This window comes from Bacillus sp. AFS040349, from assembly GCF_002577655.1.
Taxonomy (GTDB): Bacteria; Bacillota; Bacilli; order Bacillales; family Bacillaceae; genus Metabacillus.
The window spans coordinates 18633-31924 of record NZ_NUMC01000068.1; the positions used below are offsets into that span (position 1 = coordinate 18633).

At 33.9% G+C, this 13292-nt stretch carries 10 protein-coding genes; 9 read left to right on the forward strand and 1 reads right to left on the reverse strand.

Translation table 11 applies throughout. The annotated features are described in order from the left end of the window. Positions 1 to 2: 2 nt before the first annotated feature. On the reverse strand, positions 3 to 344 hold the full coding sequence (locus tag COD11_RS15565) for a hypothetical protein (protein ID WP_098797826.1): 342 nt from the start codon (positions 342 to 344) through the stop codon (positions 3 to 5). A 1465-nt stretch (positions 345 to 1809) separates the two neighbouring features. Here COD11_RS15565 and COD11_RS15570 point away from each other — a divergent pair. The 9 genes from COD11_RS15570 to COD11_RS15610 form a co-directional block, all read left to right on the forward strand. Then, positions 1810 to 3105, forward strand: a complete 1296-nt coding sequence (locus tag COD11_RS15570; protein WP_098797827.1) for a replication-relaxation family protein — start codon at positions 1810 to 1812, stop codon at positions 3103 to 3105. After that, positions 3095 to 5827 carry a type IV secretory system conjugative DNA transfer family protein gene (locus COD11_RS15575; RefSeq protein ID WP_098797828.1) on the forward strand — a complete coding sequence of 911 codons (2733 nt, stop codon included), beginning with the start codon at positions 3095 to 3097 and terminating at the stop codon, positions 5825 to 5827. Before COD11_RS15570 ends, COD11_RS15575 begins: the two co-directional genes overlap by 11 nt. A 299-nt stretch (positions 5828 to 6126) precedes the next feature. Next, on the forward strand, positions 6127 to 7614 hold the full coding sequence (locus COD11_RS15580; protein ID WP_098797829.1) for a type IV secretory system conjugative DNA transfer family protein: 1488 nt from the start codon (positions 6127 to 6129) through the stop codon (positions 7612 to 7614). A 39-nt stretch (positions 7615 to 7653) separates the two neighbouring features. Further along, positions 7654 to 8124, forward strand: coding sequence for a hypothetical protein (locus COD11_RS15585; protein WP_098797830.1), 471 nt, complete (start codon positions 7654 to 7656; stop codon positions 8122 to 8124). A gap of 84 nt (positions 8125 to 8208) precedes the next feature. Beyond that, positions 8209 to 9108, forward strand: a complete 900-nt coding sequence (locus tag COD11_RS15590) for an RNA-binding protein (protein WP_098797831.1) — start codon at positions 8209 to 8211, stop codon at positions 9106 to 9108. Continuing rightward, positions 9108 to 10076, forward strand: coding sequence for a hypothetical protein (locus tag COD11_RS15595; protein WP_098797832.1), 969 nt, complete (start codon positions 9108 to 9110; stop codon positions 10074 to 10076). The genes COD11_RS15590 and COD11_RS15595 overlap by 1 nt, the downstream gene beginning before the upstream one ends. A 15-nt stretch (positions 10077 to 10091) precedes the next feature. Further along, the gene (locus COD11_RS15600) at positions 10092 to 10700 is read left to right on the forward strand and encodes an HD-GYP domain-containing protein (RefSeq protein ID WP_098797833.1); all 609 of its coding nucleotides are present in this window, start codon (positions 10092 to 10094) and stop codon (positions 10698 to 10700) included. A gap of 241 nt (positions 10701 to 10941) precedes the next feature. After that, positions 10942 to 12339: a hypothetical protein gene (locus tag COD11_RS15605; protein ID WP_098797834.1), complete on the forward strand. Its 1398-nt coding sequence runs from the start codon at positions 10942 to 10944 to the stop codon at positions 12337 to 12339. 12 nt (positions 12340 to 12351) lie between these two features. Beyond that, positions 12352 to 13292 (forward strand): hypothetical protein (locus COD11_RS15610; RefSeq protein ID WP_098797835.1); only part of this gene is annotated, 941 nt, incomplete at its 3' end.

Below are 13292 nucleotides of genomic sequence, written 5' to 3' on the forward strand. Positions count from 1 at the left end.
TGTTAAATCTCCTCTCTTTTTGCTTTTTCTTCTTTTAATATCGTTAAAAGTTGTTTTCCTCTCACAGTAACCCAGTAAGGTGTCATTGTTCCATCCTCACGTTTTTCAATGAATCCTTGATATTCCAATATTAGAAAGGCTGCGTCATATTTTTTTCTCTGACTTTGATAATTTTCTAATCGGGTTTTTACTAGACCTTTGTGTTCGGAATTTGAAGTTAGTACCTTGCGGAAAACTTCAATTGTAAATTTATCTAGTTTCTTCCTTAAGAATCTTAACGTTTCCATACTGAATTCTATTTGATCTAAATCAATATACTCAGTTGAGTTACCATTAGGATCCATTTTACTTCACCACCCATTATGTACCGAAAAGGAACATCTTTATGTACTCTTTAGGTACATTATAGAATATATTCCTAGTTTTTAGCAAGAATATTCTTCCAAACTGTTGAGAAACCGCTATATTAATAGGTTTTATTGAGGTACATAATTAAGGACCACAATATACTTATTATGTATAAAATAAGAGAAATATAATAATTGAAAACAATTTAGGGGGAGTAATTCCAGCTGACATTTAGCCATTATAGCGAAGAATATCTCTCCCGAAAGTAGATACTACGTTTATTTGTATTTTATATTACTGTTTTTCTTATCTTTGTTTTGTTTTATCTACTGTTTCACCATTATGTTTTAACTATTTTTCTTATAGATTTAAAAAGGATTTATAGCAGATCAGTGAAAATATGTTACCTAAAATGTTTTGAGGGGAATGGGCTTAATCGTTGAAGGCTAATTATATATATAAAGTTACTACTGTACCTTTAAGGTACATAATTACGTTCCTCTAAATTTACTTATATGTATTAAGGGTTTATGTGGAATTGCAACCATACTTTCCTATTGAGGTACATAATTGCGTACCACAACCACTTGGTTATGCTCTCTAGGTTCCCTGTATGAACATCCACTATAGGAGAACTGGTGAACTGTACTAAGGACATCTACAAGGACAGGGGAAATAACTCGGATTAATCAAGGAACAGCGCTTAATTACGAGATTTTACTTTTATTATTCAAAGAAGTTGAACACTTCTACGTTAATTTCTTCCCTTGAGATTAGTTATTCGATATTCATTAACAAATCACAATTTATGTATCATTTGTCTGGCTTAATTTGAAGCAGACTACTATGTACTATTACACCAATCAAGCACATACCTGTCCTAAGTACATACATTATTTTATTCAATAATAGGGACTGGAAATTCGAATTATCTTATCTAGAATTCAATAGATAAATGGCGGATTGGCAATCTTGATTTTATAGTCAAAATCACCAGTCCAAGAATGTAACTTTAACTTACATTCTTGGACTTACATTAGGGAATAACCATATAGAGCCTTATATAGCAATGTTTTATGCTCGATTTAGAACCCCGACTCTTTTCCCTTTTTAAACTAGAAAATAAGTAAATTTAAAGAATGAAAACCACCTGTTTTCCGAGTTCTATTTTCACCCTAAAAAATTGGTCTTTTTTCACTTTGTTGACACTGATTTTAAGCCCGATAACCATTTTTAATATATTTGTATATTTTTCGTTTTTATGTATAAAGATACATTATAAAAAATCAGTTTTTTTGAGGTTTTTTTCTATTCATAATTGTTTCAAGACAAAATAATGATATAATCCATTTATTGAAATTTTTTTAATTTAATATAAAGGGACACCCCATAAATGAATGAACCTAGTTGATAGGTTTCTTTCGTTATGGGGTTTTTTGTTTTGGAGAAAGGATGATGTAATTGATTAAAAACTATTACTTTGGGCCAAGTAGGAAGGGGGTAAAATTAACTGAAATAGATTTTTTATTTTTAAAAGTTTTATCCCAGCAAAAACTTCTCAGCACGAAACAAGCTCATACCTTCTATGATTCACATGGAGGTTTCAACTACTATTCTGTATTAAAGAAGTTAAAAAAGTGGGAAAAATACGACATAGTATATACTCACAAATATTCGTTAGGACAAAAAGGTTTTAACTATAACTATTACCGGATTGGTACAAAAGGTATCGAAATATTAGTAGATGGAGGAATCCTGTCTTCTGATTGGTTAAAAGTGGAGATAAGACGTTTTTCACATGTGAAGAATATTGACCACTTCATCGGGACACAAGAGATAGCATTACGTACACTCTTACAATTAACTGAACAAGGGATTTCTTTTGATTCGATCTCCCCATTTGATAGTCCTTATTTTGACAAAAGTGAGCCATCAACTAAGTTAGTTGTTCCTGATTGGATAATTAAAACAGATAACCTGTTTTTTAATATTGAATTAGATACTGGTTCTGAAAAAACAAATATGATAATAGAAAAAATTAAAAACTATATAACTCTTTGTAAACAAAATCCATCTCAAAAACACGTTATACTCATATCCGTCATAGATGACTCCATACCAACAAGATTTTCTTATGGTGAAGATAGAAAGCGGAGAGTAGGTCGTTTAAAAAAATCACTTTTATTCAATCGTGACCTTCATATCCCTAATTTATCTATTTACATTCTTCCGCTTAGCAGATCATTTAAAATTGGTCATGATGTATTCGAGGGATATAAGCCATACAGCTTAGCAGAAACATCAAGCGGGGTTGAACTGGTTCGGCAAGTTCTCGAAACATACAATCCATCATTTGAGTATAAATTCAAAGAGTTACTGAATGAAGATGTTTACACCAATGATGTGCCAAAGGATCTTTATGCTGATCAAGTTTTTGAAGTGAGTAATTATGCTGGAACGTTCTCACAGACATTATTTTTAATTCAGATGGATGAAGGAAATGTTCAAACGTTAGATAGACTCAATTATCTACAATGGTTAATTTCAGAAGGACGATTAAAAACACAGAGCAATAAAGTATTAGCTTATTACACAGAAGAAGGGGAGCTGCAACATGATGTAATTGCACATGCTTATGAAAAGGTATTGTTAGTTGACACACAAGACTTAATACAATCAGCAGAGAATCAAAGCGACCCTATCTTCAAAAGATTAATTTCACCATTCAGAATGGAGGATACTAGATTTGAAGAATAAGGAAGAGCTTATAAAAAAGATTCCCTTTATAGCCATTGTCGTATTCACTGTCATATCCACTTGGTTAACAATACGGGCAGTATTTAACTATTTGTTTCTTATGGTTGGTCAATTCCTTAACGAGATCCCTACATTCATTTTATTTGGCAATCCGCTAAAGCCTTCTATAATTGGCATGGTTTCTATTACTGTTATATCGATTGGAACATGGTTAGTATCAACAAAGGTTACATACTTCCAAACAAAGATGTGGCGTATTGCTATTTTCTTCAACATGTTTATTGGAATATGTCTTTATTACACATGGTATATAACCGCTCCGGTCTATAATACTGTTGTGCCTTATTTACAGAAAAGAGTTTCAGAATTAGAGGTTGTGAATGTTTGGCACGAAGTTCTCCTAGGCAATACAGAAAACTTGATGATCTTATTAGTGTTCATACCGACGATTGTTATCGTCTTACTGCTTATATGGTTATTCGGTCAATATTCTCATCATACTGAGAGCATGAACGAGTCTTTTTTGGAATTTGAATTTAAGAATAAATACTTACAAAGGTTCTTTAAATCTCAGAATGATGAACACTGGCCAGATGTTGTATTAGGACCGGATTCAAAGACTCAAGAATTAATCATACAACCTGGTAGAGATAGAACACTAAATAATATAATCATAGGAAGTATTGGAACCGGTAAAACCGCTGCTCTTGTTCTACCAATCTTAAATAATGACTTACACTGGATGGTAAAGTTTATCAATGATTTTCCTAGTATTTACAACAGAGAGGATTTTCATACAGAAAATGTGAAAGGGATGTATCTTAATGGTATATCCGTCATTGAGCCTTCAAATGATTTATGTCAAAAAGCCTTTCAATTGGTTAAAGCTCATAAGATACCTGAAAAATCGGTATTCTATATTGATCCAACAAATCCTAATACTCCATCTATTAATCCTATGCAGGGTCCAGTCGATCAAGTAGCGGAAGCTCTTGCAATGGTTATTGAAGGATTAGCAGAGGGTGGGGATAGCAACGTATTCTTCGCTCAATCAGAACGAAATCACTTGAAGCATTATGTATATCTTTTGAAATTACATGATCCAAAACAAGAAGTTACGTTTGATATGTTATTAGATATGTATAACAACTCACAATTAGTACGTCGTATGCATGTAAAACTAAAAGGCACATTCCCAGAAAATATTGATTCAATTGAGAATCGAGACGAGCGTAACCACTGGAAGATTGTCCAACAGATTGATGAATGGTTCGACATGAACTTACTTCCTAAGAAGGGGAAAAATGGTTCAGAAGAAAAAGTAACACATGGTGAATTCCGCGGAGATACAGCTTACTATGACGCAAAAGCGGAATATGTACAGGGATTAAGAAATATTCTGAATGATATTGGAGCAAACAAGTTAATTCGTAGGGTACTCTTTGGAAAATCAGATTTTTCTTTCGACGCCCACTTGGAATATGGTGGTGTTCTCTTAGTCAATACCGCTAAAGGTGAAATGGCCGGATTGTCTAATGTATTAGGAAAACTCGTATTGTTAAGTTTGCAGAATGCGGTATTTAGAAGACAACCTAATATAAGTAATTTCCATCATATCCTTACAGATGAATTTCCAGATTTTATCTATAAGCCATTCAAAGAATTCCCAGCACAGAGCCGTAAATATAAGGTCATTGTTACGGTTGTTGCTCAAACTGTTGCACAGCTTGCAGATAAATATGGAGAGACATATATGCACACCTTGCTCGGAACACTAAGGCATAAAATGGTATACGGGGATATTCCTGATTATGATGCTCAATTGTTTTCTAAAATTTTCGGAGAAGAAGAACGTTTTGAAGAAACTCAAAGTGAACAGTCTGTTTCTCCGCTACAAGAGCAGCCAGTAACAAGAGCTGGTAGTTCTTATGCGAAAACGAAGGAAGCTATACTATCTCCAAGTGACATCATCTATCAGAAGCCTTTCCAAGCGGCTGTTAAATTAGTTGCTAATAATAAGCCTATGCCAGTTAGACAGATTGACGCAAACTTTGTTCCAAAAGAAGAGTTTATAAATGCCGTTGTAGAAGTAGAAGGCAATTCAGGAGAGTTTTGGTTAGAAAAGAGAAATGAGTTTATTAAACGGACTACACAAGGTTTGGTTGAATCGTCAATTGAGGAAGTAATGGATGAGAGCATGGAACTGATAGATCCGAATGATGAAAAGAAATCGACTGAAGATGAAGAGATTACTAATTCTATAGATTTGGAACCTCATATAGAGCAGCCTATTCATTATCAGTATCAAACAGAACAAGAAAAATCCACCATTATTGTTGAAGTTGAGAAACCAATCGAAATAGAAGCGATTGAAGTATCTTCAAATGAACCTACACCAGAAGAAAATGAAATGATTTCACCCGAACTGGAAAAGCAGGAGGAAGTCGAAACACCTAAACCAGAAGTCGTACCAGTAATCGAACAAAAAGAGGAAAAGATAAATTTAACCGAAAAGAATTCAGATGATCCGTTAGATGAAATATTCGGTGAAAAATCAATTGAACCAACTAAAGAGAAATCAAAAGTTAGTGAATTAGGCGAGGAACAATTGAGTTTATTAAAGGATATTCAAAACGAAGCGGATAAAGTACCCGCTCCAAAACAGGAAGAAAAGCTAACGAAAGATAGTCTTGCGTTTTTGATGGAGGAATATAAAGAGTAAATCTTTTTATAGTACTACTACAAATAATAGATTAAATGACTTAAGGTTTAACCATTCTTAACCAAATTTATGGTTTTATATAGGACTTTAGAAAGATTGTTGCCTTATTAAATATTTTGTTGTACAATTCAAAGAAATACGAGAATAATATTTCCAATGAATTTACAAACAAAAGTATATATTAATGGGACACCCCAAAATGACAAGTTGCGATTATCATATCGTCACGTTGTTTTGGGGTGTCTTTTTTTGCTTTTCCTCGTATTTAATAGAATTAAATAAGGAGGACTTTATCTTTTATGCTTAGTGCGCTTAAACAGTTTATATCTAACAAACCAGATTCACACCACTGGTCTGATGTTGAATTAGGCTCAGATTTTGTAACAAGAAAACCAGTCTTACAGTCAAGTAAAGACAGAGCATTAAATAATATTATTTTGGGTGACCTTGGTTCAGGGAGAACTGTTACCTTGCTGCTCCCAATCTTGAATAACGATTTACGTATTATGGCTAAATTTATAAATGACTTTCCATCTATTTATGATAAAGAGGATTTTCATACAAATAAGGTCAAAGGATTGTATCTCAATGGCATTTCCGTAATAGAGCCTACTAATGATTTATGTCGCAGCACTTTTGAATTGGTTAAAGCTCATAAAATACCTGGAAAGTCGGTTATCTATATTGATCCTACCAATTCTAATACTCCATCTATTAATCCTATGAATGGTCCTGTACATGATGTTGCGGAAATAATTTCAATGTTTATAAAAGAAATATTAAATGTAGGTGATAGAGATGGATTCTTTGCTCAAATTGAAAGAAATCACCTAATACATTATGTACATCTCTTAAAACTACATGATCCTACACAAGAAGTGACGTTCGATATGTTAATAGAGATGTACAATAACACTCAATTAGTTCACGAAATGCACGTTAAATTAAAGGAGACTATACCGAGTAATATTGATGAACTAGATGAAAGCCACAATTGGAAATTCATTCAACAAATTGATGAATGGTTTGATAAAAACGTGGTTTCACAAAAGGAATTAGTAAATAGTGGAGAGTCAGTTTATGAGGATGTGAATGCAAACTATATACAGGGTATAAAACATATCTTAAATGATCTCGGGGCTAATCCATATTTACGAAGAGTACTTTTTGGAGAATCTGATTTTTCTTTTGACGAACATGTTGAAAATGGTGGTGTTCTCCTTGTTAATACCGCTAAAGGTGAACTAGGGAAAGTGTCAGATGCATTCGGAATGTTAATATTGCAGCATTTGCAACGAGCGGTATTCAGAAAAAAGAATCCAATGGATAGTAATTGTTACCATCATATTCTAGCTGACAACTTTACTTCTTATGCTTATCCGGATTTACCAGAACTACCTGCACAGTCCCGTAAGTACAAGACCATTGTTACGTTAGCTGAACAAACTCTTTCTCCGATTGAAGAGAAGTATGGAGAAACGTATCTGCACAGTTTACTAGGCACATTGAGGAATCAGATAGTATTTGGTGGTATTAGTCATTATGATGCTCAAATATTCTCTAAGATGTTTGCTGTTACAGGGGAAGGTTCTCAATGGACACCTAATGACATAATTGAACAAAACCAACCGTTTCATGCAGTAGCAAACTTAATTTCCGATAACAAACCAACTCCAGCAAGACAAATTGTTACTGAATTTATTCCTAAAGATGAATATAAAACCGCTAAGGTACAGGTTGATAAAGAAGCAGGAGAATTTTGGTTACAGAATCGAAACGAGCAATAATTTTGATTTGAAAAAGATTGGATTATGAGGTGAGCTTTTATGGTGATTACTCAATTAGAAACAATCAGTTATTTGGAACTCTTTCAATATTATCAAGAAATACAAGAAGCAGCTGAAAATAATCGTGAATTACTACAGGTAAGACAGAAAATCGAAGAATTTATTATAGATGTTTTTAATAAGTACGGTGAAGACCTCTTACCTGATGCTAATAGCAGAGAAAATTTCATCAGTAATTGCATGACTTTAGGAAATCCAAAACTCGAAAAACAATACATGGACTTAAGAATCTTCTTAAATGCAGGTAATTTAAGGACTGTTGTTCATAATCTCTATTCAGAAGAAGGTTTATCAGCAAAGGAATTAGCTAAAAAAGTCGGTTTTACCGAGAAGGAAATCTTGGATTTAACACAAAAGGGCATTGTGACTCACGAACTTTTAGATGCTATATGCTCATACTTTAATATTTTAAAAACTCCAGATTTTGTTAGATATACCCGTATCTCTTAAAAGTTGATCATCTCATAGCTTTAAATTGGTTATTAATACGCTAATCATATGAAAATTAATTACTACTAAGGAGTGAAATAATTTATGACAGAAACATTTACGCCATCGTGGACAAATGATTCAGAATTAGAAGTACTTGCAAGAGCAAGTAGAAATAGAGATATCGTTAAAGGTGCTGTTAGATCTGTTAGCTTTAAGAAATCGAGAGTGCTAGAAGGAGATACATATGTTACGAAAGAGATGGAGGTAGTGACATTCCTCTTAGAGGGTGGAATTACCGCTTACTGTCCAGCTCCTGAGTTTTCAGATAGAGAATACCGTAGCTTAATAGGCTTTGTTGGTTCTATACAAGAATTCATCATTGATCGAATTGACTTAGAAGATAAAATAGCCGTTGTTAGTGTTAAGAAAGCTGATGAAATCAAAAAGGCACGTTTTTGGGACGAGTTAGAATACCTTGAGAAAAAGGGTGAGTTAAATAACCAGATTTATCAAGGAACTGTTGCAGGTTATGATCAAACCACTCAAAGTGTGTATGTTCGTGTTAACGGTGCTGATTGCATTATGTATAAATCAGATTGGGATCATGGGAGAATTGGCTTTATCGGAAACCATGCAGAACGTGGTGCTTCTGTAGGTGTGAAAATCGTTAAGTTTGATCGTGAAAAAAATCGTATCCAGGTAAGCCGAAAAGCCACTTTGAAAGATCCATTCGACTTACTAGATGAATTAAAAGATGCTGAAGCGATTGTTGGTAAAGTATCTGGTGTTGACCCTATACATGGGATTTTCGTGACGTTAGATAACGGAATTGAAGTAAAAGGGATGAAGCCTGCTAAATTAGAGGAACCAATTGTTGGTGATATTGTTACCTGTAAAATTCGCCAAATCAATAAAGAGAAACGTCGTTGTAAAGTCGTGATTATAGGTTATCCAAGAGGGAAGAAAAAGAGAAATGATCTTGGCAGCTTCTTATTTGATTAATGAGTACAGAACCTTATATTGAAGAAGTAACTGATTTAGAGTATCCATATTACTATACAAAAGAAGGGGATATTCCTTTTTGGGATAACCCCCTTGTAAATGGATACAAATTCTTTCCGAAAGATTATAAACCTTACACGACAGTCGAAAGTGTTTTATCACTCTACAATAGACGAAGAATAGATGAAACAGATTTCATGATTTTAAAAGTATTAGGTGACGCTATATGTTGCAATGAAGACCAACTAAGAAGATACCTAAGTTCTCAGATTTCTAGCTCTGAAACTTCAAAGCGATTGGATCGCTTCAGAAGCACTGGTTTAGTAGAACGTTGGAAAGTTCGTGTGCGTACTGAAGAAGAAGAAGTATATGCACCTCCCGCTCCGTTCGTATTAGGTATAGCGGGATTTAAACTGATGAAGCATTTCTATAATGGTGACTTTTTTATGAATCCTAACCGTTGGGACAATTTAGGTGTTGGCGGTATTCAGCGTTATGTAGCAATGAATGAATTGCGTTGTCGCTTAATTGAAGCAAAAGCTGCAGTTAACTGGAAATGGAATGCTTTAGTTGCAAGCAATACCTTAGCAAAAAAACCAATGGGTGTTTGCGAAGTGAAAACACCACGAGGAAATATGAATTTCTTAATTGAGCGAGCTCAAATGAATCAAAACTTTATTGGCTTTATAAAAGATAAATTAAATAACTGGAAGAATATTTATAACAAGTTTGGGACGATTCCTGTTAATGAATTTGCTAAAAATATCCCTGTTGCAGTTATATATACGTCTACCTATAGCATGGCCGAAAAGATACATTCTGAGATTATGTTAGATACATTCCCTTTTAACGTCTGGGTATGTATTGAGGAAGATATGGTGAAAGATGGTCTGCATACAGCTTTTTATAAAGCTGAAGGAGAACACTTGAAAAGGATGGTCCTAGGTTTTTTAGATACTAAGAGTTAAATTGGAGGGAGAAGGTTGAAACAGACATTAGGGCAATTTGTTAATTGGATGCCTTTACATATGCTGTGGGAACATGATTTAAATACATTCCAACATTCTCTTAGGGTTGCGGACCTTTTTTATGAGTTTGGCAAGTATAAAGACTTTCCTTTACACATGCTTAATGATCTTTATGAAATTGGTGTTCTCCACGATATAGGGAAAATCTCTGTTCCTAAATCAATTTTAGCTAAACGAGGCAAATTAACACCAGAAGAACTAACATTCATATATAGCCATACGACATACGGAGAAATGATACTAAAAAAAGAAAATTATCCTAAGATATTCTTAGATAGCGTTAAATATCACCATGAAAACATCGATGGCAGCGGCTATCATCATATAAAAGGTGATGATATACCATATATAGCAAGAATGCTTCGTATTGTTGATAGTTTTGATGCGATGACTAATGATCGAGTCTACCAAAAATCAAAATCAATCAGTATGGCTCTTCTTGACTTAGAAGAAAAAAAGGGTACCTGGTATGAACCTGATCTTGTTAACGAATTTGTTCAAATGTATATAGACAAATACTCAGTTGATGTAGACTTAATTACTACGGATTTCCATAATAATTGATTGACTATTCTTCTTAATACTGCTAACATATACCTACAAACATCCTTTCTTAAAGACTTTTAGTTTTTAAGAAAGACTTTCTGAACTTCCCAGCTATACACCCATTTAGCTGGGAAGACAATTGAATTATTAACGGGAGATCCCCGAAAAAATCATGAAGGAATGCTATTTATAGTAGCATTTATTTCATCGTGGTTTTTTCGGGGATTTTTTTATTGTCTAAAAATCGGAGTGAATAAGATTGAACAGAAAGAATGTACTAATAGCCGTTGGGCGTAAAGAGTATAGCAAGATATTACGTACTCATATTTCGAATCACCCAGATCATTTTCATGTTGCGGAACAAGAGGTACTCCATCAACGATATTTACATGAAGTTGTTGATTTAGAAAAACCGGATATTCTCATTGTTCATGATTATTACTTAGAAAGTGAAGCTACCGACAAAAAAGAACGTGAGGAAGAATGGTTAACTTTTCTTAAAAGAATACGTGTTGAGTATGATGATTCCATTCGAGTCGTTTTCTTATGCGAAAGACCTAAAGGAGACCCATTCCTCAGTTATCTAGTGAATATAAACGTCTTAGACATATTTAACACTAGAAGCATTGACCTTGTTGAAATGATTGACCAGTTGAAAGATAAACCGCGTTTTTCGAGAGTTTCAAAGTTTGTCATTAAAAATCAAAAAATAAATTACGATTCCCCCGAAGAAGATGAAATAGAAACGTCTGATGATTCGTTAGATGAAATTGAAGACATTATTGAAGAAGTAGAGAATCAGACAGAAAAGAAAGAGAAGAAGGTTAAGAAGGAAAAAAAAGAAAAGAAAAGCAAGCCTGATAGAGAGAGCGAGGATAAAATCTTAACTGCTATTACTCAGATTGATGAAGAGGAATTATTCATAGACGTTCCTGTTAAAGAAACTGTTGTAGTAAAAGAAAGATTAGTAGGAGCTGTTTTTGTCGGTGTTGTTGGGGTTGAGTCAAATACTGGCTCGACACATACGTCATTACTACTAGCAAACTTCCTAAACAATAGGGGCTTAAGAGTAGCGGTTATAGAGGCGAACCAAACAGAACACCTTTTTCAAATTGAATATGCATATGAAGGTGGAAGAGGTTATGTATCCATTCAAGATAAATTTAGCATCAAAGGGATTGACCATTATAAGAGCATTAAAGAGTTGAACATACCAGAGCTAATCCATCAATATGATTTCATCATATTAGATATAGGTGAAATGGGAAAAACAGATTACTTTGATGAATTTTTCCGCTCTCACATTAAGATTGTTACAGCACATGGTAGTGAGTGGAAAAGAAATGAGCTCATCACCTTCCTGAATTCATTAAAGCAACATGAACAAGAGAATTGGACATTAGCTATCCCTTTTGTTGATCAAGTTACTTTATCAGATATTGAAAAGGATACAGAATTAAAAGCTTTTAGTATTCCAACACAGTCTGACCCATACGAACAAAGCAATGAAATAACCAACGTCTTTGAAGAAATGTTAACTAGCTATTTGCCATCTAAGAAAGTTGAAAATAAGCCTATAAGCTTATTGGTTGGTGGCGGTATATCAGCAGTTGTTGTTTCTTTATTAGTCATAGTAGCAATTACATTCTTTAAATAAGGAGAGAAATAGATGAAGATCAGGCAACGTAACAAAAATTTACTATTAGCAGGAAGTATAGGGGCGGTAACAGTCCTTATTATAGCGAGTGTTACGATTTACTTCCTCTATACCAATTGGAAGCAAGACGAGTACAAGCAAATGAAGGTTTATGAAGATAAAATTGCTTCATTAGAAACATGGAAGATCCAACAAGCAACAGGATACGCCTTAAACCAAGATGTAGAAGCAGGAACAGAAATTACAGTTGAAATGGTTGATGAAGTTACTTTAGCGAAACAAGCTGCTTCGGATGACATTTTAAGTTTAGAAGATATCGAAGGAAGAATTGCAAAAGTTGATTTAAAGAATAAAGCCATTTTGACTGAAGCCATTCTTTTTAAAGAGGAAGTTACACCAGATGATTTACGAAAAAGTGAATATAGCTTTATCCAGTTAACACAGAACTTGAAACAAGAAGATTTTGTTGATGTTCGTATTCAATTTCCAAATGGTAATGACTACATTCTGATGTCCAAGAAAAAGGTAGAAGAGGTTGCAGGAGAAACAGTGAAGTTTAACATGGATGAGGAAGAAATTTTAACAATGTCTTCTGGAATTGTGGATGCTTACATGCAAAATGCAATTATCTATGCATTACCTTATGTTGACCCATATATCCAAGAATCATCACAAGTTACATACCCACCTAAAGATAATGTTCTTCAATTAATTCTAGATAGTCCAAACGTTGTTAACATCGCGACAGAGAAATTGAAGGCAAGAGGTAGAGCTTCGTTAGATTCTCAATTGCAAGCTTTAGCCCAAGAAGATAAAAACACGTACAAAACGAAAGTTGAAGAACAACAAGCAGCCGTTAAAGCTAGCCAAGAAGAAGCGGAAAAAACTCAACAAGAAGTATTCGCAGAATCAACAAATGAGATCAAAGAAACAAGGGTAGTGTCAAAAGATTT

Coding starts and splice junctions, on each gene's coding strand:
- COD11_RS15565 (WP_098797826.1), bottom strand. CDS start 344: ATGGATCCTAATGGTAACTCAACTGAGTATATTGATTTAGATCAAATA.
- COD11_RS15580 (WP_098797829.1), top strand. CDS start 6,127: ATGCTTAGTGCGCTTAAACAGTTTATATCTAACAAACCAGATTCACAC.
- COD11_RS15585 (WP_098797830.1), top strand. CDS start 7,654: ATGGTGATTACTCAATTAGAAACAATCAGTTATTTGGAACTCTTTCAA.
- COD11_RS15590 (WP_098797831.1), top strand. CDS start 8,209: ATGACAGAAACATTTACGCCATCGTGGACAAATGATTCAGAATTAGAA.
- COD11_RS15595 (WP_098797832.1), top strand. CDS start 9,108: ATGAGTACAGAACCTTATATTGAAGAAGTAACTGATTTAGAGTATCCA.